Here is a 23553-nt window from a genome sequence, read left to right on the forward strand (position 1 = left end):
GAGTTTTAAAATGCTCCTAGAATTAAATGTCAAAAATTTAGCAATAATTCATGAAACTAACCTTACGTTTGGACCAGGATTTAACGTAATTACTGGAGAAACTGGTGCAGGCAAATCGTTGCTTATAGACGCCCTTGAGTTTGCTTTAGGAGAAAATTCCAATCGTGATCTCCTAAGAAATCAAACTGATTCGACTAGTGTAGAAGCAGTATTTTCCATTGCAACAGCATCACAGCTTCATTATTTGGAAACTGAATTTGACATAAATTGCGAAGCAGATGGCTTACTTGTTATTTTTCGGAAATTGCACATTGAAGGGAAAATTATTTCTAAAATTAATGGGCAAACTGTTACTGTAAAAACATTAAAGGCCATAGCTAATATGCTCGTGGATATACATGGCCAAGGAAGTCACCTTTCCTTAGTGAAGACTACCCGTCAATTGCAGATAATTGACACTTACAAAGGGCTGAATGGCGAAAAAAAGTCTTTTGAAAAAGAATTGCAAAGAGCGATCAGTCTACAAAAAGAAATTAATTCCATAGCAGAACTAATTAGCCAGAATAACGAAAAAGCTGACCTCTATAAATTTCAGTTAAAAGAAATTGAGGAGTCTAATATCAAGCCTGATGAGGAGTCCCAGTTGGTGGTAGAAAGGGAGTTGTTATACCACTCAACAAAAATCATTGACGCATTAGAAAATGCTTATCTCACGCTACAAGAACAAGACAATAACATCATTGATCTTCTAGGACACGTAGTCACTCCGCTTCAGCGATCTCCAGATCCTTCGGGCTTTATCCAGCCGAAGGTAGAAGTACTCCTTAGCCTTACGGAGCAGCTTAAAGAAGTATCTCGCGAACTAAAGTCCCTTAGTGCCGGAATTGAAGCAGATGAAGCACGGTTGGATTACGTTGAAAACAGGATCGAGTTACTCAAAAACTTAAAACGAAAATATGGACAAAGTGAAGAACAGGTAAATCAATATGCGAACCAATTACGAGACCATGTTCAAGGGAATGATGATTTGCTGCAAGATCAAAAAATTCTAAATTTATCCATGAAAGAAGCTTGGCAATTAGCAGGAGAGATCGCTATTAGCCTCTCCGATGGTCGGAAAAAAGCTGCTAAGTCTCTCGAAGAAATAACCCAACTTGAACTTGCTGAAGTTGGACTGGAAAATTCTGTATTCCAAATAGAAATTAGTAACAGCCCGTCCACAACGGGCTTACCGAGTCCTAATGGTCAGCAATTTACATACAATAGCGATGGGATCGATTTCATTAATTTTCTACTTAGCCCAAATCCTGGAGAGCAGTTAAAACCTTTATCGAAGATTGCCTCTGGAGGGGAAACTTCTCGGGCAATGCTTGCCATAAACAGTGCTATCCAGAGTAACTCAACCTACTCCACTCTAATTTTTGATGAAATTGATTCTGGTATTGGCGGACGTTTGGCTGAAATTGTAGGTAAGAAATTATGGTCGTCATCAAAGCAAGCCCAAGTTTTATGCGTAACCCATTTACCTCAAATTGCAGCATTTGCAGATAGCCATTTCAAAGTGGAAAAATCAGTAATTAATGAACGAACATACGCAAGCGCCAGGGAGCTTAACAAGAAGGAAAAGATTTTAGAATTAGCAGAGATGCTAGGGAATAATGAATCAGAAACTCTAGCAAATGCAGCTGCCGAACTACTGACTAACGCAACAAGTACCAAAAATAATTAAGTCGATCTTGCATTGTCGCCATCTATGGCTGCATTCATTGCTGCAATAGCGACTTCAATTTGACCTTCATCAGGCTTGCGTGTGGTTAGTGATTGCAATGCTAGACTCGGAATAGTACCCATTCTTACAAGTACATTAGAACTATGCCTTGCATTAAATCGAATAACCTCATAGGCAATTCCGGCAATCACAGGAATCAAAACTATTCTAGATGCAATTCGCAATGGCAAATCAGGAGTACCAAGAAAAACAAAAATAATAATCGAGACAATCATTACGGTGAGCAAAAAAGCAGTCCCACAACGAGGATGAGCGGCAGGGAAAAGTCTCAAATTAGTACTATTCAAGTTCAAGGATGCCTCATGTGCATGCACTGCCATATGCTCAGCGGCATGATACCCAAATACTCGGCGAATGCTAGGCATAAACCCGATTAATCCCAAATAGGCAAAGAAAATTGCAAGCCTAAGTACTCCCTCACCTGTATTGCTTAGAACCGAACTCTCTGTGAATTTATCGATAAAACCATGAGTAAGCAAAAGAGGCAGGACAAAGAAAAGTGCAATCCCGAGGCCAAGTGAAAAGCTCAGAGTTAATGCCATGGTCCATGCAGGAATAGGCTCATCGTCGTCTTCTTCACCCACCGAAACTTGGGCAGAATACGATAAAGCTCGCATACCAACTACCAATGACTCTGACAACACCAAAATCCCTCGAATAAATGGTATTTGCCTAAACCGATTAGTGCTCCAATTTGGAACGTCGCGAACTATTGTTTTAATCACCCCATCAGGGTGCCTTGCGGCAACTGTATACACATGGCGGCCACGTATCATCACGCCTTCGATAACAGCCTGACCACCGTATATAGATTTAGCTTGTACTTCTCTATTCATTTAAGAAAAAACTACCCCTCGCTCAATAAAAGGGCAGCTGAAATCATATCACTCAAGGTTAAAGCGTCTTCTGAGACGTTCGACTCGACCCTCTGTATCAACAATTTTCTGCTCACCTGTGAAAAACGGGTGGCATGCTCCACAAATTTCTATTTTGATCTGTGGCTTTGTTGCTCCCGTAACAAAAGTATTACCGCAGGAACAAGTAACCACTGCCTCAGCGTAGTATGTAGGATGAATATCTGCTTTCATTATCTTTCCTATAAATACCTTTAGACCGCAACTACATTAGCTCGTTTTCTTAATTTAGTGGCATGGTCGAATTTAATTTCACCATCTACAAGAGCAAACAAAGTGAAATCTCGACCCATTCCAACATTGATACCAGGATATATCTTAGTACCTCTTTGGCGAGCAATTATAGTGCCCGCTTTTACCTGCTGCCCTGCAAATCTTTTGACGCCCAAACGCTTACCTTGGCTATCGCGCCCATTACGACTACTTCCGCCAGCTTTCTTATGCGCCATTGGTAGCTCTCTTTCTTCTCTTAGGGGCCTGAGGAGATTCACCTTCGGCAACAATTTGCTTAATTGAAAGCTTAGTCACGCTTTGCCGATGGCCATTCTTAACATGGTACCTAGTTTTAGGTTTGTATTTGAACACAATAACTTTATCGGCGCGGCCCTGCTGAGCAACCTCTGCGACCACTTTTGCACCTTGAACCATTGGCTGTCCAATAGATACATTCGAGTCCTTAGCAATTAGCAGCACTTGATCAAGCTCAACAGTCGAGCCTTCATCACCTTCGAGTTTCTCCACGGTAATCAAATCACCTGGCTGAACTCGGTATTGCTTTCCACCTGTTTGTATTATTGCGTATTCCATGACAACTAGAGAATTTTACGTGAGTATCTCTCGCAGAGCAAGTAGGGCACCAAATTGGCGCCCTACTTAGATGCTGCAAAGCGAGAGAAGAGTAGTTTATTACTCTGATTCGATCTCCTCTTCTGGTTCCTCTTCTGTAGGTAATTCCATCACCAGTTGAGATTGCGCGTCTTCTTCATCCTCTATAGTTACTTCCACCTCATCAGTTTCTTCGCTTTCTTCGTCTAACGATTCTGCTTGAGGCGAAGTAATTTCCTTAGTCTTTACTGGTGTCGTAGAGATTTGCTCAAAGTCTTCCCACGTACGCTCTTTAAATGCACTCATTGAAATCACCCGATCGTCTTCAGACAATTTTGTCATCACCTGAACACCTTGTGTTGCCCGACCCATTGATCTAATTTCCATTATGGGGGTGCGGAAAACCATGGCTTTTTGAGAACCTACCATAATTTCCTCTACATCAGGGCCCGTTACAACAGCAGCAGCGATTGGGCCAGTTTTGTCCGTTATTTTCATCGCGATTACCCCTTGGACATTACGCCCCGTGATTCGGAATTTCTCAACTGCAGTGCGCTTGCCATAACCCCTACTAGAAAGAATCATTAACTGCGCATCAGGGGTTGCCACATCCATGGCAATGACGTGGTCATCATCTATTAATTTGATCCCTCTCACGCCACCAGCAGTACGACCTTGTCGAATAGTAACGTCGTCAATATTGAATTGAACTCCCTTACCGTTCCTACTAACAAGAATTGCGGTCATACCATCGCTAACTAGCCTAGCTGTAAGCAAGCTATCATCTTTTTCCAGATCAAATGCAGCTATTCCGCTCCTTCGTATGTTAGCGAATTTGCTTAAATGCATTTTTTTAATTTTCCCTTTTCGCGTAGCCATGAAAATATATTGATCCGCATTAGGGTCCGAAATATTGACTACTGCTGTAACTATTTCTTCATTCGGATTGATCGTGTCAATCAAATTTTGGATGGGTGTGCCACGCGATGTCCTGGAAGAATCCTGAGATACTTCAAACACTCGTTTTCTATATATCTTCCCCTTATCCGTGAAAAATAGTAGCCAATCATGCGTATCAGCAACAATCAATTGCTGAACAGCATCTCCTTCTCGGGGCTGCTGCCCTCTAACGCCTTTACCCTTCCGGTGTTGCAGTCGATAAAGTGCAATAGGTAATCGCTTAATATACCCTCGATCACTTAACGTAAATACCACATCAGCGTGAGGAGTTAATTCTTCTCGTGACTGGTCTCGTGCCTCTTCGTCAGATATTTGCGTGCGCCTATCTTGCCCAAAATTCTTGCGGAGCTCAGAATTCTCCAATTTAATTACTGCTAATACTTTAGAAGCGCTCGATAGTAATTCCTCCAGCTCAGCAATTTTTTTCATTAAATCTTGATATTCATTCTCAATCCGCTCTCTTTCCAAAGCCGCTAATCGGCGCAGTTGCATATCGAGTATGGCTTGCGCCTGTTGGTCAGTTAGGCCAAATTTTACGGTCAAACCATTCCTGGCATTTTCTACGTCTGGAGACTGCCTTATAAGCGCAATAACATCATCCAAATTTTCTAAAGCAACTCTCAATCCTTCGAGGATATGTGCACGCTCTCTGGCTCGTGCCAAATCGTATTCGGCTCTACGCCGCACGACTGTTTTCCTAAATTCAATGAAGTGCTGAAGAGATGATTTTAGGCTCAGGATCCTTGGCTGCCCGTCAACCAAAGCGACCATGTTCACATGAAATGCACTCTGCATTTGTGTATGCTGGTATAGATTATTTAATACAACATTTGCTGCAGCATTCCTCTGTAATTCAATTACGATTCGCATTCCTTCACGATCAGATTCATCTCTGATCTCAGAAATCCCCTCAATTTTTTTATCCTTCGAAAGGAAAGCTATTTTTTCTATAAGAGCAGCTTTATTAACTTGATAGGGCAGCTCGTTGACTATAATCCTCTGGCGAGAACCGCTTTTTTCCATATCCTCAAAATAAGCCGTAGCACGAGTCATTATCCGACCGTGGCCAGTATGATAGGCTTGGGAAATACCCTCACGGCCCATAATGGTGGCTGCAGTAGGGAAATCAGGGCCCTGAACAAATTGAATCAATTCGTCTGCCGTAGCTTCAGGATTCTCAATCAGATGATCGATAGCATCACAAACCTCCCTAAGGTTATGAGGAGGTATATTTGTTGCCATTCCGACCGCTATACCTGAAGAACCATTAATCAAAAAACCAGGTATCCGCGACGGGAGCACAGTTGGTTCACGCTGTGAACCATCATAGTTATCCACAAAATCAATAGTATCTCGGTCAATGTCCTGAAGGAGTTGCTCAGCAATTGGAGCAAGCCTTGCTTCTGTATAGCGCATAGCCGCGGGAGGATCATCATCTACGGACCCAAAATTCCCCTGTCCATCAACCAAGGTATGCCGCATCGAAAAATCCTGCGCCATTCTCACCAAAGCGTCATAAACAGATGAATCACCGTGAGGATGGTATTTACCAAGGACTTCACCTACAACTGCTGCGCTTTTTTTGTAAGAAGAACCGGGGCGAAGACCCATTCCCTGCATTGCATAAAGAATACGTCGATGGACAGGCTTCAAGCCGTCTCTTACGTCTGGCAATGCTCTCGAGACGATCACGCTCATCGCATAATCCAGATAAGCACTTCTCATCTCTTCTTCAATTCGAACCGGCCTTACATTGCCCGAATTACCAGTTACCATCCTGGCTCCTTTCATCAACTGAGGATCAATACTAGCAACATCTAGTACCAGTGATCCAAAACAACTCTATATATAGCTACAATTGAGTATAACACATACCGCGCGCGCGCACGCGTAAGCAGACACTCCTAAATATCTATATTTAGGCTATGTCCATTTTTTCCATAGTCAGTATCTGAAGAAATCTACAGGCTCAATTGATTTTATAGGCCAAACAGATGTTAAATTAAACGCTTATATGCTTCCCTTATAAATGGCAACAGGAATTCTTGACCATCGCAGATGCTCAATGAGTAATGTGTCGCCCGGATCAAACAATCTATAAGTAGCTAAATCTATCGGAAATCTAACTGGCCCCAGTGTAGTTACATAAGGCTTAGGAGGAAGCGGGTTAATTCTATTCCTTCTGACTATAGGGCCTAACCTCCCAGGGACAAAACCATGCCTTGTCCAGAGTTCAAACCCTCCTAATACTGAGCGAGTGAAGAAGAGCACTGCGATCATTAAGAAAACGGATGAAATAGGGAAAGCCCCAAGCTGTAGGCCGAAAAGCTGCGAAACAACCAACAGTGCAGTTGCAGTAAACGCTAATGCTAAATTACGAGTTGCAGGTCTTATTAAATCCTTACGAACTGACGTCCACTCCAATTTAAATTGCATATTGCAATGTATACACGAAGCAGCAATCGCATCCGAACCACGTTTAAGATATAAATGTCGGCAATTACCACTGCTATCAATCTGCCCCGATCCCTTTTGGTTCATTTTCATCTTACAAAGAACCCCGTTCATAAAATTCTGCCCAATTTATTAGCCAGTCAAATAGCTTCAAAAAGCTTTTAGGTACTTCTTTTTCACGCTCAGGATGGCATTGAACTCCTATCAGCAACGGGTAATCCGGGCTCTCTAGCGCTTCAATGATACCGTCATCCGGAGAATAAGCTGATGCTAACAAAGAAGGTGCCCGTTGCGCTTCCTTCAAGCCCTGGTGGTGCAAACTATTAACACGGTATATGGCTCCAGCCCCAATAATTGCTCCAAGCCTGCTTCCAGGGGAAACATACGTGCTGTGAAGGAGAGGTTTTTGATCATCTTGATCTAGAGGGTCTCTGTGATTTGGTATGTCTTGGAGCAGCTTGCCGCCGAAAGCTACATTGATGAGCTGCATTCCTCGACATATACCGAGAACTGGAATCTCACAACTTATTGCGTACTTCAAGAGTGCCAATTCCATATCGTCACGTGCACGAAACGTTTCTTCAATTTCAATTTTGGGCTCTTCACCATAAAGTGAAGGCTCGAGATCATACCCCCCGCACAACAGTAAGCCACTAGCACTTATGAAGCTATCTTCCGCGCTGATAAAGCTCTTAGGTGTAAGAACTTTAGCTTGCCCTCCCCTTGATTGAATTGAAGCTGTGTATGGAATTGCTTCGCGTGGTCCCGTAGCGGTAACAACTATATTCGGCACTATTACAAAACACCTAATGCCTGTCCAAGGACGTGCGAAGTAGCATCCTCATCTAATAAACCTGAAAGGTAATTGATTTTTTCTGGATGCATGACATTTACTCGCGAATGCAATGTTTCCAATAAGCTCATAGTTTGATGAGTGTCAGAGGAAACAGTAACAAGAGGTACCCCTAAATCTTCTGCCCTTTGGAAAACATATTGAGATGGAGTCTCACAATTTGTCAAAATCAATAAATTCAAAGGGAAGTTGAGAGCAGACATTTGTATATCGATACGCCCTCCTCTTACAATCACTGCCTGGTTAGAGAAACGATTAAAATAATTCCCTCCCCATTCAGTAATAAGCCCCCCTATTAGTAAATGTTCAACAAGATCTTCATTTCTATCAGCATTGGCAAAGTATTTACCTTGGATATGCTCAACTATTTGAGCAACCGTAGGCGCAATGAGCACTCGCTTCTCTGGAATCACCTTGATCATACTAATTCCATCAAGACTTAATTCGGGAAGCAATCTATTATCAACATCATTAGTTGAATATTTATGGCATTTATTTACGATAAGCCCGGTAAAATGATCTCCATAAGTACGACTCCATTTTCGTACTTCTTCTCTATTTATAGATCGATCGTAACCGATCACTCCTAGTACTTTTGCATGCGTAGCATTGATAATGTCAACTTCAATTTCTGCTCTATTTTGTGGAGTTTCAGTGGAAGCTCCACCATCAATAACAATTACATCGTAAGACTGTTGCCAATCGCGCAATAATTCAATTTTTTCATCTCTTCCAGCCCCTAAAAATAATTCTGCTTCATTATTTGAAGGTAGCACACTATCTACAAAGGTTTTAATATCAGAGGCAGTTCCATCGGCTGCTGGTATCAACAAAACTTTTTTCCCTGAATTTTTCCAAGATGTGGCCAATCCTACAGCCATAGCCGTTGTCCCAGACCCAGAAGAATAACCTACGATATATGCGATGCTCATAAGTGTGCGAACCTAATAAAAATATTGAAAAAGTCTCTCAATGAACAATTACCCTACCAGAATATTAATCCCATAAATACTATATCCACATCTAACTGTATAATCTCATATCAGAATAAAGAGTGACAGGCATATGACAGATTCAATAACTGTAAATGTTCCAGCGACATCAGCTAATCTTGGCCCAGGCTTTGACTGCCTAGGCATAGCGCTTTCTTTATGGAATACCCTATCTATGAAAATCTCTGAATCTCCAGAGGTAATTATTCATGGAGAAGGTGAAGATTCACTTCCCATTGATGAAAGTAATTTAATGTATACGGCAGGTAAGCGAATACTCAAAGAAGCTGGTCAAGAAGAGAAAGAACTTTCAATTGAAGCTTGGTTAGATATCCCATTAAGCAGAGGCCTTGGTAGTAGTTCAGCAGCAATCACAGGTAGCATTTATGGAGTAAATGCCCTACTGGGCTATCCTTTAACACCCCATCAATTATTACAAATCGCAACAGAAATTGAAGGGCACCCTGATAATGTTGCACCTGCCTTAATGGGAGGAATGAGTATTGTCGTAACAGAAAATTCGCTTGTACATGCTGTCCCAGTAGAGCTTCCAGAGAACCTACAATGTGTGGCGTATATCCCTGATACTCCAATGTCCACTAGTAATGCGCGAAGTCTTCTAGAACCCCGCGTCCCAAGAGAGGATGCTATTTTCAACATAAGTAGAACCGCTTTGTTAGTTGCAGCACTTAGCCAAGGCGAATTTGAGTACTTAAAACTAGCAACACAAGATCGATTACATCAACCTCATAGGCAACAGATATTTCGGCAAATGAAAGTCATTTTAGATCACGCGATTGCCGCAGGGGCAAAAGGTGCGTTCCTATCCGGTGCAGGATCAACGATAATTGCATTCACTACTACTGAAGAGAATCGAGCCTTCACTATAGGCTATGAAATGGCAGATGCTGCAGACAAATCAGGATTAACAGGTACTTTTAAAGTACTTAGGCCGACAACACACGGGGCTAAATTAATAGAGCGTCCCACTGGATAATTAATGTCTATACTGGTTCAAAAATATGGCGGCTCATCTGTAAGTAACGCGACAAAAATAAAGAGTGTGGCGTTAAGAATTGCTGAATCAAAAAAGCAAGGGCATCAACTAGCAGTTGTTTTATCAGCCATGGGTGACTCTACTGATCAACTAATTGAACTGGCAGAGTCGATCAGTACTAACCCTGAACCACGAGAGTTGGATACATTGCTATCTACAGGAGAGCTAGTGTCATGCACCTTAATGGCAATGGCTCTAAGAGAATTAGGTATTCCGGCAATAAGCATGAGTGGCGCCCAAGCAGGGATAAAAACTGATACAGCTCACGGGAGAGCATCCATTGTAGGCCTTGATGCAAATCGAATCATCAGCATCCTTAATTCAGGTACTGTGGCAATCGTCGCTGGTTTCCAAGGCGTTAGCGAAGACATGGATATTACGACCCTCGGAAGAGGAGGGTCTGATACAACAGCAGTTGCTCTTGCCGCGGCCATAGGTGCTGAAAGGTGCGAAGTCTTTACTGATGTAGATGGTATATACACCGCTGACCCGAGAGTAGTACCAAATGCAAAAAAAATTAAGGAAATTGGATACGAGGAAATGCTTGAACTTGCAAGCTACGGAGCAAAAATGCACCCCCGCTCTATAGAGCTTGGAGCATGGTACAAAGTTCCGATACTGGTCGCGGCCAGTTATGAATCTATCCCAGGTACAATGATTCATTCAGTCGATACAAAGGATAATTTTATGGAAATCGCTAACAAAGTGAGCGGGGTAACCTATCAGAAAGGCATCGCACGAATTACAGTCAGAGGAATTCCTGATAGACCAGGTATCGCAGCTTCTGTTTTTGCGCCACTTTCTGAGGCTAATATTAGTGTTGATACTATCGTCCAAAATGCAAGTGCTGAAAACCTCACTGACTTATCATTTACTGTCGACGGAAAAGATCTTGAAATGGCTTTTCGTGTAACTTCCGGAATCGCTTCGTCAATCAATGCAACAGAATGTACAACGAGCGATCAATTAGGGCAGGTAAGTATCGTTGGAACCGGCATGCAAAATGCACCAGGGGTTGCTTCTCTAATGTTTTCGACTCTTTCTGAAGCAAATGTAAACATTGAAATGATCACAACGTCACAAATCCGTATAACCTGCATCGTTAATGAAGCTCAAATTGACGATGCGACTCGTGTGCTTCATCACGCTTTTGGCTTAGATTCATAATAAAATAGCACCTTCAAGTAAGCACAAGTGCGTGTAAGTAATTCACGAGTGCAGTACAGTTCTTACTATTGCTGTTCTGTACTTGAACGTACTGACATTTATATAACGCTATCCTCAAAATTTATATCAATAGAAATGCAAAAAAATTGCTTTGTAATTAGATAAAATCTCATTGACGCTATTTGATTATCTAACGACCCTACACCCTGCTATGTCAGATTAGGGTGATTAATGATGTCTACAGTCGAAGAAATATTGCTGCGAACCAAAGTAATTGCAGTTGTAGGACTATCAAATGATCCTACGCGCTCCTCCTACGGAGTAGCACAATATCTTCAAAGAAATGGATATCGCATAATTCCTATTAACCCTAAATTAACTGAGCCAGTGCTTGGAGAAAAACCTTACGGAAGACTTGAAGAATTAACTGAACATGTAGACCTTGTTGATATCTTCCGAAGGTCTATCGACGTACCGCCTGTGATTGACTCAGCTATAGCAATCGGCGCGTCTGCAGTTTGGATGCAATTAGGAATAGTTCACAACGAAGCTGCAAAAAAAGCAGCCGATTATGGATTAGATGTTGTTATGGATAAATGTACTGCGATAGAACACCGATTTTTAAATATCAAACCCACAACAAATAGTTAAGGCTTAAGTAAGGAGAGGCAAATGGTTTTTCGAGAAACAGACGAATCAAGAATCATAAAGGAAAAAACTAGAGTGGCCGTAAGCCTTGCCATGGAAGGAAATTGGTCAGAAGCAGTGGCAATCAATCGGGAAATCTTAAATTCTTTGCCTGATAACGTTGAATCACTAAATCGGCTAGGGAAAGCACTTATTGAACTCAATCAATTCGATGAAGCTCTCGAAGCATTTACTAAGGTTTTAAGCATAAATCCTGGGAACACCATAGCTGCAAAAAATATAAATCGATTAAATTGGGCGAACGCTAATAAATCTGATATTACTCCTTCAACTAACACTTCTGTAAGGAGTCTCTCTGCTAAATTTTTCATAGGACAAAGTGGAAAATCCGTTGAAGTTACTTTAAGTGAAAGCTCCGTAAATTGTGACCCTTCACCTGGTACTCCAATTACGCTCGCAATTGAGGGAAATACAATTGTAGCCTTGGACCAAAGTAATAATCGATTGGGATATGTACCTTCAAAATTATCTCGCAGATTAATATGTCTTATGGATGGCGGGAATAAATATGATGGTGCCATTTCAGGGCGTTCTGAAGGAGCACTACGCGCAATATTAAGAGAATGCTACCAAGATCCTAACCAACGCTCCAAAATTTCATTCCCTCCAACTGCCTCATGGGATTTAATTTCAATCGAAGAACCTGTTCAAATTGAACAAGATTCTGAAATTATTAACCATCTACAAAATGTGGACGAGGTTTTTGAAACTGATCAAGATTCCAATCAATTGGTTTTAGTTGGAGCGAGTATTCAGTTAGAAGACAACCCCGACGATGATTTATTGATAGAGGATTTGGAAGAAGAAATCGCGAATTAACCATTAAGTGATTCTGCAAGAAGTTCTAGTAAATCTTTTGCAGATTTCTCTGAAGTCAAACCCTTAGACCCAATACCCTCTTCCATCATCTGAAGGCAAAAAGGGCAAGAAACGCCTACGGCATCCGCAGAGGTTTCTATAAAATGGTCAGTCCTAATGTGATTAACTTTAGTGCCTGCCTCTTCCATCCACATGCGACCACCACCCGCACCGCAGCAAAATCCTCGTTCACGACACCTATCTTCCCCCATTTCAATCAGTTGAAGTCCCGGGATAGAGTCCACGATTTCTCTCGGGGGATCATAAATATCATTATGTCTACCCAAATAGCATGAATCGTGATACGCAACTGACATAGGTATTGCCTTCCGAGGTTTAATTTTGTTATCTCTAAGTAACTCTGCTACATATTCCGTGTAATGAACAACTTCAAAAATCCCTCCGAACTGAGGGTATTCATTTTTAATGGTATTAAAGCAATGCGGGCAAAGAGTTAAAATTTTTCTCACGCCATAATTATTCAGAATCTCAATATTCTGCTCAGCCATAATCTGGTAAAGGTATTCATTCCCTAACCTTCTAGCTGGGTCGCCCGTACAATTTTCTTCCATGCCTAAAACTCTATATTTAATATCTGCCAGCTTAAGTACGGACGCCATTGCCTTTGCAACCTGCTGGCCTCTGCCATCTAAAGCTGATGTACACCCAATCCATAAAAGGATTTCATGCTCAGGGTCTTCTGCCATCGTTACAGAGCCTGTTCCCTCCATCCAATCAATTCTTGTAGATTGCGTCCCTCTCCATGGATGACCTCTTTGCTCCATCGAATTCAGCGCGTCCATTGCAGTTTGAGGAACAGAAGCTTCCTCCATAGTTAGGTACCGTCGCATATCAATAATTGTATCAATATGCTCTATCGAAACAGGACAAGCTTCCATACATGCCCGGCAACTGGTACATGACCACAACACTTCGGGGCTAATAAAACCACCAATCAAATTAACATCTGGTGGGGGAGCATCCTTACCATCGCGAATCAATAGAGGAGCCCTCTCAACCATGTAAGACTTAGCATCTTGGATGAGCGCTCGAGGAGAAAGAGGTTTTCCGCTGCGCCACGCAGGGCATTGATCTTGGCAGCGGCCACAATTAGTACATGAATCAAAATCTAGTAGTTGCTTTGAGGTTAAATCTGTAATATCGCGAGCACCAAAAACTTCGATAGTATCCATATTTAATATAGGCCTTAGTGCTCCTTTCGGGCGTACAACAGACGACCTAAGAAGTAAATTCATTGGACTAACAAAAATATGCATCAGAGGACCAAAGCGCCACGCTGCATACACAAAAGTAAGGGTCATCAATGCCGCATGCCCCCACCATAAAATAAAGTGCGAAGATTCCATTGCCTGCACAGAAAATCCAAACCCACGAATACCTAAGGCAATAACATACGAAAAAGGAGACCAATATGAAGATTCTACTGAGTACAACTCACTTGAGGGCTCTAACTCAGTTGCGGCCATCCTAAACGATTGAAGTACAAACCCAGACATAGCTTGTCCAAATAGCAATATCAGTAGAACCGAATTTTCGAGCATTGTATTTAGTCTGTCAGGGCGTATCACATAACGTCTATATGCGGCCATTCCAATACCCGCAATAAGCATAAGGCCTGCGATATCCCATATTAATTCGAGTTGAAGGCTTATTTCTCTAGTAGGAAGATGCCATCCCAAGTATTTCTCAGTATTGAATTCAAACGCATCGATGGTAGTGGCAACAAATAATAATAAAAGCCCCCAAACAATCAGAAAATGCATTAATCCGGGATATGTTTCATGCTTAACAAATTTCCTATGTCCTGCAGAATCAATAAGTAGAGTACGTAGGCCTACCTTTATACGTATTTTCCATGAACCCACATCCGGATTCGGGCGGCCTAGTTGCCAATATTTGGAACGATTCCAGAGTGCCCACGCAATGGCCATCACTGAAATAAGCGCAGTGAAATAAACAAGAGCCCCTAAAGGGTATCCAATATTCCAAAAATCAAGACGGCCATTCAATTCTGGTGGCAAAATTTACCTCAATAAGCCCAATTTCCATTGGATCAACTATTGAATCATAAGGCTATGCGTTTAACTTGTTAACCAATTTATATGACCGAATAAACCGTTGAGATGAGTTTTACCTTTAAATACCTCATACTCATACTTTGATATTGAAAGTACCGTATCTGAACCATGGCCGGGCATTACTAAAGTCTCGTCGTCAAAAGTAAATAATTTCTTCTCAATGCTCTCAACAATTTGAGTGAACTTCTCAGAACTTTCCGTTCTCCCTGGACCACCGGGAAATAAAGTATCTCCTGAGATCAAGGTACCTGGAATATAGAGGCAAACCGCTCCAGGGGTATGACCAGGAGTATGGACTGCATGAATTTTAATATTCCCGATATTAAATTTATCTTTGTCTGAAATAATCATTTCCGGTTTCCCCGGAAATCGACTTATATCAGATTCATGAACTGCAACGGGGATATCTGTAATTTGCCTTAATAGCCCATACCCTGCTACATGATCAGGATGAGTATGAGTAATTATTAAACCTTTTATGCTAAAGCTGCTAGCCTCGGTCAAAAGACTCTCAATTCCTTCAGGGGCATCAACCAAATAAGCCTCTTTGGTTTTAGGATCCGCAATTACATACCCATTATTGTCATACGGCCCCATTCCAGAAACCTTAAAAATCAAATGCTTCCCTTCGTATATCAATGCCATTTAGATGTCCTCATTACTTCGTTGAATCCCTGAAATGCGGAAGGACTTCAGATGCAGCCAAACTAATTGCATCCTTTACAATTTGTTTAGGAGTACCAGGCCACCCGAATCGCAAGGATGCATGAGTCACGCCTATTTCGTCGAATTTCTTTAAATCGCTTATTACATCTTCAGGGCTTCCTATGATAAATCTCCCTTCGGTAAGTTCTTCAAAAGGCTTTGTAAAATCTTCTTCGCCGGGAAGGGCTTTGTCTTGGCCCCATTGTGCATATGTTGCATATTTCCCCTCAAGGTAGGGACGAGCTGTCGCAATGGCCTTTTGACGAGTATCAGCAACAAATGTTTCTCGTGACATGGGAATGATACTGGGGTCTCCATACCCGTTGGATTTGCGAACGTCACGGTAAATTTGCAGTTGCCTTGAAAGTGTTTCATAAGGAGCGTGAGGATTTAAGTACCAGACATAACCCATGCGAGCAATCCGCTTGACCATCCCGTCTCCATTTGCAGCAATCCAAATTCTAGGATGAGGCTTTTGAATAGGTTTAACTCCTATATACGCGTTCTCTAAAGTAGTAAATCTACCCTGAAAATTCACTTCGTCCCCAGACCAAAGTTTTTGGGCAATCTCTAAGTTTTCAAACATCCGAGAGATCCGATCTTCCCGTTCGACTCCAAATGCCTGGTACTCTTGGTCCCTATACCCTAGTGCAGCGTTAATTATTACTTTGCCATTAGTAAGAACATCCAAGGTTGCTATATCTTCTGCCATTTGGACAGGGTTCTGAAGGGGCACAAGTACCGTGGACAAAAGATCCATTTGGTCAGTTTCTGCGCTTAAGCGAGCCATCGAAATCAGAGGCTGCAGCATTTGGTAGGGGTATGAGAGGTAATGCTGCCCTGCATATATGTAATCAAAACCTAATTCTCGTCCGAATCGAACAAGATCAAGAACATCCGCAAATCGCTGAACCATATCTCCTGATCCCTCATGTTGCAAAAGACCAGAAAGTGAGAGACCTATTTTCATGCGCTCCTATCCTAAAAATAATGAGGCTGCAGCTACCAGCATCACTAGTTCAACAATATATACAAAAACTTTATCCGATAATCGATTTACCAAAAGTCCTCCAACATAAGCACCAAATACCATAATCAATCCTAGTACTACTGCAATTGCTATTCCATCGAGATCTAGTAAAGAGTAGTTCCCGTAAACTCCTATCTTCACAAAGTTTACGCCCGTCATACCAGATGCCATCGTACCTACGAATGCTCCTCGCCTAAGACCATAGGATAGGAAAAAAGACGCACCAAATGGTCCAGCTCCTCCAAAAATTGCAGAAAGAAAACCCTGCCCCATCCCAACTGCAGCAAACCAACGCGGCTTCATAGATATCTGTCTTACAAGAGGCGTATGCCTATACAGAACTATTGCAACAAGAAAAACAGCTAGACCTTTTTGCAAATATTCTGCAGGGAGATTAGCAAACAGCATCGCACCTACGGTGCCAGCCGGTACCGCACCTAGCAAAAACCACCCCACAACTTGCTTATCAATCAAGGACCTATTTACCCATACCCTTGACCATGTCTGCATGGTCACCGCTATTGTCGTTATGGGGACAGCCTCACGAATACCAACCGTAAATGCCAACACAGGAATCATGATTATTGCAGATCCTAAACCTGCAAGGCCTCCTATAAGCGCAGCAACGAACGCGGTACTAGCTAGAAGAAGAGCAACAAGTGGATCCATTAGCACAACTTTCGATTATTGATTAGGTAATTGCTAACCCAACGTATAGTCTAAAGATTTTCGAGAATTTTCTCTGTCATATGCTGCGTAGTTGAAAATTCCGCTCCTGCGCCGACCAAATCAGCTGTGCGAAATCCATCATTCAAAGTTTTCTCAACCGCGTTATTCACTGCGGATGCTTCCTCAAGTAAACCAAACGAGTACTGCAACATGAAAGCCGTGCTTAATATCGAACCTACTGGATTCGCCTTCTGCTGACCCGCAATATCTGGTGCACTACCGTGACTTGGCTCATACAAACCCCTCACACGTTTAGCCTTGCCCTTCGAATCCGAACCAGGAAGACCAGCTAAGCTCGCAGACGGAAGCATTCCTAGAGAAGCAGAAAGGACAGCAGCCTCATCCGAAATAATATCCCCGAACATATTTTCCATTACCATTACATCAAATGAAGTTGGCCGGGTAATCAGGAGCATTGCACAAGAATCTACTAATTGATGCTCTAATTCTACATCTGGATAATCTTTTGATACCTCTATTGCTATATCTCTCCATAACCTCGAAGACTGCAGTACATTGGCTTTATCCACAGACGTGAGCTTTTTACGACGGGACCGAGCAAGCTCAAAGCCCACACGTACTATCCTTTCGATCTCTTTTTCAGCATATAAAAGCGTATCCACACCTTTACGACCAGATTTATTTTGCCATCGCCGTTTCGGTTTTGCGTAGTACAAACCACCTGTAAGTTCACGCAAAATAACCATGTCAGCACCACGGACTCGATCATTTTTTAAAGGGCTCGCGTCCTCCATACCTGGAAATACTTTTACTGGACGTATGTTTGCATACAGCCCAAGTGCCTTACGCAATCCTAAAATAGCCGCTTCAGGCCTTACTTGTTCGTCATCCCATTTTGGCCCACCAACTGCACCAAATAAAACAGCGTCCGATTTCTTAGCTATTCCTATGGTTTCCTCACGTAATGGCGTACCATGCGCATCAATACTGCAGCCCCCAACAAGATCGCTTTCAAATCGGAAATTATGCTTCCACCGTTCACCCACTGCATCGAGGATTTGCTGTGAGGCATGCGTAACCTCAGGACCAATTCCATCTCCAGGGAGAACTGCTATGTTAAATGTCGCCATCCAAACCTCTATCCTGGGAAATTAACGGTATTCCCCTTCAAACTTGGTTATATCTTCGCTGTACTGCAAAGTCAGCCCTATATCGTCCAACCCCTGCAGTAAAGTCCCTTTCCTAAAACTATCAATTTCAAATTTAGCAATAAATCCATGAGAATCTCTTACTTCCTGAGTGTTTAAATCAACAGTTATCTCATAGCCATCCAATTCCTGCGCTCGCGATATTAAAGTGTCAACTTCCCCAGAAGATAATTGAACAGGCAGTAAACCAATTTGGTAACAATTATTCTTGAAAATATCACCAAAACTTGGGGTAATTACAGCCTTAAACCCGTACTGCTGAAGAGCCCAAGGTGCATGCTCACGTGAAGAACCAATCCCAAATTGAGGACCACTAACCAGTACCGAACTTCCTTGGTATTTTTCTTGGTTCAGAACAAAAGCATCATTTGGGCTACCGTCTTCGTTATAACGAAGCTCAAAAAATAATAATTCACCAAAACCTACCCGGTCGATTTTTTTTAAAAACCGCGCAGGTATGATTTGGTCAGTGTCTACATTGGACATGTCATAGGGGACAACTTTACCCGTGTGTTCTATAAATGCATCCATAGCTTTATTCCCACTCCCTGATATCCACAAAGTGTCCTGCAATCGCTGCAGCTGCGGCCATGGCAGGACTCACCAAATGAGTACGCCCGCCTGGTCCCTGCCTTCCTTCAAAATTACGGTTTGAGGTAGAAGCACTCCTCTCACCAGGAGTCAAACGATCCGGATTCATTGCAAGGCACATCGAACACCCTGCTTCTCTCCATTCAAATCCTGCTTCCATGAAAATCTTATCTAGCCCTTCAGCCTCAGCCTGTTGCTTAACAACCCAAGAGCCTGGAACCACCATCGCTCGCACTAATTCCGATTTCTTTTTCCCTTTAGCTACTGAAGCTGCTGCACGCATATCTTCAATTCTAGAGTTCGTACACGAACCAATGAATACTGTATCAACCTTGATATCTTGTATCCGTTCACCACCTTGAAGACCCATGTATTCCAGAGCTTTTTCTACCGCGGCTTGTTCCTGTGAAGAATTATAATCTTCAGGAGATGGCACTCTCTCGCCAACTGGTAAAACCTGTCCAGGGTTTGTGCCCCAAGTCACCTGAGGCTGGATTTCAGACCCCTCAAGTTCAACAACCGTATCAAAAACTGCACCTTCATCAGTACAAAGTGAAGACCAGAATGCAACAGAAGAATCCCAATCTGCATCATTTGGGGAATATTCCCGTCCCTTTAGGTAATCAAATGTGATCTGATCGGGAGCAACCATGCCAGTTCTAGCACCTGCTTCAATGGACATATTGCAAACAGTCATTCTTCCTTCCATCGACATATTCCGGAAAACATCACCCGTGTATTCGATAGCATGACCAATTCCACCCGAAGTACCGAGCTTCCCAATAATCGCCAATATGACGTCCTTAGGAGTAATTCCAGGAGCTAATTCACCGTTTACTCGAACTTCCATCGTCTTTGGTTTTGATTGCCAAATGCATTGAGTTGCAAGAACATGCTCGACTTCCGATGTCCCTATTCCAAATGCTATTGCGCCTACGGCACCATGTGTAGCCGTATGGCTATCACCGCAAACTATAATCATTCCAGGTTGAGTTCTGCCTTGTTCAGGCCCGATCACATGAACGATACCCTGCTTTTCACTAAACATGTCGAAATATTCAAGCCCAAACTCATCTGCATTCCGTTGCATTGCTTCTAGTTGGGCTTTGGAGACTTCATCCGTCAAAGGCTTGTCACGATCATTTGTAGGTACATTATGATCAGCTACAGCAACTGTCCTATCCAGCCTTCTGACAGCCCTCCCGTTCATTCTTAAGCCATCAAATGCTTGTGGTGAAGTAACTTCATGAACCAGATGAAGATCAACGTATAAGAGTGAAGGCTTGTCAGGCTCTTCTCGTACTACATGCAAATCCCAAATTTTCTCAAACATTGTCTTAGTGACCATGATGCCTCCCAACTTGATCCAAGATACCAATCATGTCACAGCGCTCCTTAGGGAGCGCTGTGACATTCCAATATTCTATAAAATTTTTAACCCCAGCACATTCCTATTCTATACCGCCCCAGCTGCTTCTGGAGCACGAGAAGTATCGCCCATAGCAAGTAGTCTATTCAAGGCATTCATGTATGCACGCGCAGATGCAACAATAATATCTGTATCTGCACCTCTCCCAATGTAGGGACGGCCATCTTGCTCAATTCTGATGCTCACTTCTCCTACAGCATCAATCCCTTCAGTAACGGAATTAACACTAAATTCGGTGAGTTCGTTCTCCACCCCTACAATGCGGTTAATAGTCCTGTACACGGCATCTACCGGCCCAGTACCTGTAGCCGCATCAACCTTTGCTTCCCCATTTTGGTCTATTAGCTCAACAGTCGCAGTGGCAATTTCATTATTCCCGCAAGTAACTTGAACATGACCTAAGGTATATGTCTCGACAACTGAAGTTCTCTCACTCCCCATAAGTGCAATAAGATCTCTGTCAGTTACTTCCCTCTTCTTGTCAGCCAGATCTTTAAAAGCTTCATGCACTTTGTTTAGTTCGGCTTCAGTAAGCGTATAGCCAAGTTCTTCTAAACGAGACCGTAACCCGTGACGACCACTTAATTTACCTAATACAAGCTCGCTCCGAGGTACACCAACGTCCAAGGGGTTAATGATCTCATAGGTGGAACGCTCCTTTAGCACCCCATCTTGATGAATACCTGAGGCATGCCGAAACGCGTTCCTTCCTATAACTGCTTTGTTAGGCTGAACGGGGAATCCACTTACTTGGCTTACCAATCTACTTGTGGTGTATAGCTGTTCGGTTTCAACCTCTGAATCTACGCCAAAATAATCAGGCCTAGTACGCAAAGCCATAATAACTTCTTCAATTGCAGTATTGCCTGCACGCTCGCCGATCCCATTTATACAACCTTCGACTTGACGGGCCCCTGCCTTAACAGCAGCTAAGCTATTTGCAACTGACATTCCTAAATCATCATGGCAATGAACTGAAAGTCGCACTTCGTTACCTAATTCAGGTACCTGATCTCGTAAAAATGTGATTAGTGAAGCAAATTCCTCAGGAATCGCATAGCCTACTGTGTCTGGGATATTTACAGTGGTGGCGCCAGCTTCAACTGCTGCTTTAACCATATGAGCAAGAAATTCTCTGTCCGTTCTACTGGAATCCATTGGGGAAAATTCCACGTCATCAGTATGCTTCCGTGCTCTTGCAACTGCTTTTGCTGCCATCTCAACAACTTCTTCACGATTCTTTCTCAATTGATGCTGAATATGCTGATCTGATGAGGATATGAATACATGGATTCTGGATCGAGCGGCATCTCTCAACGCTTCACCTGCACGATCGACAGCAGCCTCGTTTGCATGAGCCAATGCCGCTATCACAGGGCCTCGAACTTCTCGCGAAATCCGTTGTACAGCCTCAAAATCACCTGGTGAACTTATAGGAAAGCCAGCCTCAATAACATCTACCTTCAACCTTTCAAGTTGCTTGGCAATCTCAACTTTTTCTTCCACAGTCATTGCAGCACCTGCCGACTGTTCGCCATCTCTAAGTGTTGTATCAAATATTAAAACTCGATCTTCCATTGGACTCCTCCAAGATTGTTATGGATTAGTACCCATAACTGCCCCTATTTCTTCCCCAGAAAAGACATCATTCCTCGTAACTGTGCCCCAACATCTTCAATTTCATGAGTTTCAGCTGCCTGGCGCATTGCCTGGAATCGTGGCTGCCCTTCATGGTTTTCTGCAATCCATTCCTTCGCAAAAGTACCGTCTTGAATCTCATTAAGTACTTGCTTCATAGCTACCCGCGCATGCTCATCAACAACTCGGGGACCTCGGCTATAATCTCCATACTCTGCAGTTTCACTAACCGAATAACGCATGTACTTCATCCCGCCTTCGTAAAGCAAATCAACAATGAGCTTCAATTCATGCATCACTTCAAAATAAGCAATTTCTGGTTGATATCCAGCCTCTACCAAAACTTCAAATGCATTTGTTACCAAGCTGGTTACCCCTCCACACAGAACTGTTTGTTCTCCAAATAAGTCAGTTTCGGTTTCTTCCTTAAACGTAGTTTCAACGATTCCTGCTCGCATAGAACCAATCCCTGCTCCGTAAGAAAGAGCATTATCTAGCGCATTCCCTGAAGCATCTTGGTGAATAGCAACTAATGAAGGTACGCCTTGTCCATCAACAAAAACTTCACGGACACGGTGCCCTGGAGCTTTGGGAGCAATCATCGATACATCTACGTTTTCCGGTGGTGTAATCTCACCAAAATGAATATTAAATCCATGCGCAAACATTAATGTTTTTGTACTGTCTAAATTAGGTTCAATCGAGTCTTTATAAACTGAACCTTGGACCGTGTCAGGCACAAGCACCATAATCACATCAGACGCTTTAGTTACTTCCGCCGGCGAGCTCACTTTCAGGCCTTCAGCCTCAGCCTTAGCACGGCTAGCGCTACCCTCGTGAAGCCCTACCATCACATCTACTCCACTGTCTCTCAAATTAAGAGCATGGGCGTGCCCTTGACTCCCGTAACCAATGATCCCAACTTTCTTATTCGTAATCAAACTAGGGTCTGCGTCTTTTTCGTAATAAATCTTTGCCATTTTTACATTCTCCCCATCAATAAATCTTTTTCTAATTCAAGGCACAACATCAGCATCAGGAGCACTATGATCAACCATATTAGAAGTTTTCTTAAGCCCCGTAGTGGCTGCACCTCTTGTCATCGCAATTCTTCCTGTTCGCATAGTTTCACGTACACCAAAAGGCTTCAGTGAATTAAGAAGTAAATCGACTTTACCATCATCTCCAGTAACTTCAATAATCAAAGAATCTTTATCAATATCTACGATATTAGCCCTATACGATTCGGCTATTTTAATAATTTCCGCACTGTTACTGCTATCCGATTTAACTTTAATAAACGCTAACTCGCGAACAATTATGCTATCTTCTGAAAGGTCACTAACGCGTATAACGTCAATAAGTTTGTATAGTTGCTTTGTTACTTGCTCAACCACCCATTCATCGCCCTCTACTACAAAGGTCATCCTTGAGAGTCCTTCCGACTCACTACGGCCTACCGACAGATTAGAAATATTAAAACCTCGACGTGAAAATAAGCCTGCAACACGTGCAAGAACACCAGGTTTATCCGCAACCAAAGCTGAAATAGTATGCCTTTGTGTATTTCCTGATAAATCCATCAT

The 23553-nt window shown here is 42.6% G+C and carries 23 protein-coding genes; 5 read left to right on the forward strand and 18 right to left on the reverse strand.

Features of this window, described 5'->3' with window-relative positions; genetic code table 11:
- The first annotated feature begins 10 nt into the window (after window positions 1-10).
- On the forward strand, window positions 11-1729 hold the full coding sequence (recN, locus tag MK127_05020; GenBank protein MCH2532153.1) for a DNA repair protein RecN: 1719 nt from the start codon (window positions 11-13) through the stop codon (window positions 1727-1729).
- Here recN and MK127_05025 read toward each other — a convergent pair.
- The 8 genes from MK127_05025 to MK127_05060 form a co-directional block, all read right to left on the reverse strand.
- Window positions 1726-2625, reverse strand: a complete 900-nt coding sequence (locus MK127_05025) for a DUF1385 domain-containing protein (GenBank protein MCH2532154.1) — start codon at window positions 2623-2625, stop codon at window positions 1726-1728. The two genes, recN and MK127_05025, sit on opposite strands and share 4 nt — an antisense overlap.
- 48 nt (window positions 2626-2673) lie before the next feature.
- On the reverse strand, window positions 2674-2877 hold the full coding sequence (gene rpmE / locus MK127_05030) for a 50S ribosomal protein L31 (GenBank protein ID MCH2532155.1): 204 nt from the start codon (window positions 2875-2877) through the stop codon (window positions 2674-2676).
- 20 nt (window positions 2878-2897) lie between these two features.
- On the reverse strand, window positions 2898-3152 hold the full coding sequence (gene rpmA / locus MK127_05035; GenBank protein MCH2532156.1) for a 50S ribosomal protein L27: 255 nt from the start codon (window positions 3150-3152) through the stop codon (window positions 2898-2900).
- Window positions 3142-3510 (reverse strand): 50S ribosomal protein L21, encoded by a 369-nt coding sequence (gene rplU, locus MK127_05040; GenBank protein MCH2532157.1) that lies wholly within the window; start codon window positions 3508-3510, stop codon window positions 3142-3144. The genes rpmA and rplU overlap by 11 nt, the downstream gene beginning before the upstream one ends.
- A gap of 99 nt (window positions 3511-3609) precedes the next feature.
- Window positions 3610-6264 carry a DNA gyrase subunit A gene (gyrA, locus tag MK127_05045; protein ID MCH2532158.1) on the reverse strand — a complete coding sequence of 885 codons (2655 nt, stop codon included), beginning with the start codon at window positions 6262-6264 and terminating at the stop codon, window positions 3610-3612.
- 234 nt (window positions 6265-6498) lie between these two features.
- The gene (locus MK127_05050; protein MCH2532159.1) at window positions 6499-6924 is read right to left on the reverse strand and encodes a hypothetical protein; all 426 of its coding nucleotides are present in this window, start codon (window positions 6922-6924) and stop codon (window positions 6499-6501) included.
- 112 nt (window positions 6925-7036) lie between these two features.
- Window positions 7037-7735: a gamma-glutamyl-gamma-aminobutyrate hydrolase family protein gene (locus MK127_05055; protein MCH2532160.1), complete on the reverse strand. Its 699-nt coding sequence runs from the start codon at window positions 7733-7735 to the stop codon at window positions 7037-7039.
- Between the two features lie 2 nt (window positions 7736-7737).
- On the reverse strand, window positions 7738-8676 hold the full coding sequence (locus tag MK127_05060; GenBank protein MCH2532161.1) for a DRTGG domain-containing protein: 939 nt from the start codon (window positions 8674-8676) through the stop codon (window positions 7738-7740).
- 184 nt (window positions 8677-8860) lie between these two features.
- On the opposite strand from MK127_05060, the gene thrB reads away from it, so the two are divergent.
- From thrB to MK127_05080, 4 genes are all read left to right on the forward strand, one after another.
- Window positions 8861-9784, forward strand: coding sequence for a homoserine kinase (gene thrB / locus MK127_05065; GenBank protein ID MCH2532162.1), 924 nt, complete (start codon window positions 8861-8863; stop codon window positions 9782-9784).
- Between the two features lie 3 nt (window positions 9785-9787).
- On the forward strand, window positions 9788-11011 hold the full coding sequence (locus tag MK127_05070) for an aspartate kinase (protein MCH2532163.1): 1224 nt from the start codon (window positions 9788-9790) through the stop codon (window positions 11009-11011).
- A gap of 234 nt (window positions 11012-11245) precedes the next feature.
- On the forward strand, window positions 11246-11662 hold the full coding sequence (locus MK127_05075; protein MCH2532164.1) for a CoA-binding protein: 417 nt from the start codon (window positions 11246-11248) through the stop codon (window positions 11660-11662).
- A gap of 21 nt (window positions 11663-11683) precedes the next feature.
- The gene (locus tag MK127_05080) at window positions 11684-12538 is read left to right on the forward strand and encodes a tetratricopeptide repeat protein (protein MCH2532165.1); all 855 of its coding nucleotides are present in this window, start codon (window positions 11684-11686) and stop codon (window positions 12536-12538) included.
- Here the strand turns inward: MK127_05080 and MK127_05085 are convergent.
- The 10 genes from MK127_05085 to ilvN form a co-directional block, all read right to left on the reverse strand.
- Window positions 12535-14619 carry a 4Fe-4S dicluster domain-containing protein gene (locus MK127_05085; protein ID MCH2532166.1) on the reverse strand — a complete coding sequence of 695 codons (2085 nt, stop codon included), beginning with the start codon at window positions 14617-14619 and terminating at the stop codon, window positions 12535-12537. The genes MK127_05080 and MK127_05085 overlap by 4 nt on opposite strands.
- A gap of 60 nt (window positions 14620-14679) precedes the next feature.
- Window positions 14680-15321 carry an MBL fold metallo-hydrolase gene (locus tag MK127_05090; GenBank protein ID MCH2532167.1) on the reverse strand — a complete coding sequence of 214 codons (642 nt, stop codon included), beginning with the start codon at window positions 15319-15321 and terminating at the stop codon, window positions 14680-14682.
- Between the two features lie 13 nt (window positions 15322-15334).
- A complete protein-coding gene (locus MK127_05095; protein MCH2532168.1) occupies window positions 15335-16351 on the reverse strand; it encodes an LLM class flavin-dependent oxidoreductase in 1017 nt (338 codons plus the stop codon).
- 6 nt (window positions 16352-16357) lie between these two features.
- The gene (locus MK127_05100) at window positions 16358-17080 is read right to left on the reverse strand and encodes a sulfite exporter TauE/SafE family protein (GenBank protein MCH2532169.1); all 723 of its coding nucleotides are present in this window, start codon (window positions 17078-17080) and stop codon (window positions 16358-16360) included.
- Between the two features lie 50 nt (window positions 17081-17130).
- Window positions 17131-18231: a 3-isopropylmalate dehydrogenase gene (leuB, locus tag MK127_05105; GenBank protein MCH2532170.1), complete on the reverse strand. Its 1101-nt coding sequence runs from the start codon at window positions 18229-18231 to the stop codon at window positions 17131-17133.
- Window positions 18232-18252: 21 nt separating this feature from the next.
- Complete coding sequence (leuD, locus tag MK127_05110) at window positions 18253-18840, reverse strand: 3-isopropylmalate dehydratase small subunit (GenBank protein MCH2532171.1); 588 nt, start codon at window positions 18838-18840, stop codon at window positions 18253-18255.
- A 4-nt stretch (window positions 18841-18844) separates the two neighbouring features.
- Entirely contained in the window at window positions 18845-20248 is a 1404-nt protein-coding gene (gene leuC, locus MK127_05115; GenBank protein MCH2532172.1) for a 3-isopropylmalate dehydratase large subunit, read from the reverse strand.
- 108 nt (window positions 20249-20356) lie between these two features.
- The gene (locus MK127_05120) at window positions 20357-21907 is read right to left on the reverse strand and encodes a 2-isopropylmalate synthase (protein MCH2532173.1); all 1551 of its coding nucleotides are present in this window, start codon (window positions 21905-21907) and stop codon (window positions 20357-20359) included.
- A gap of 44 nt (window positions 21908-21951) precedes the next feature.
- Complete coding sequence (gene ilvC, locus MK127_05125; GenBank protein MCH2532174.1) at window positions 21952-22947, reverse strand: ketol-acid reductoisomerase; 996 nt, start codon at window positions 22945-22947, stop codon at window positions 21952-21954.
- A 36-nt stretch (window positions 22948-22983) separates the two neighbouring features.
- Entirely contained in the window at window positions 22984-23553 is a 570-nt protein-coding gene (ilvN, locus tag MK127_05130) for an acetolactate synthase small subunit (protein MCH2532175.1), read from the reverse strand.

This window comes from Dehalococcoidia bacterium (assembly GCA_022449765.1).
GTDB lineage: Bacteria > Chloroflexota > Dehalococcoidia > Lucifugimonadales > Australimonadaceae > UBA2963.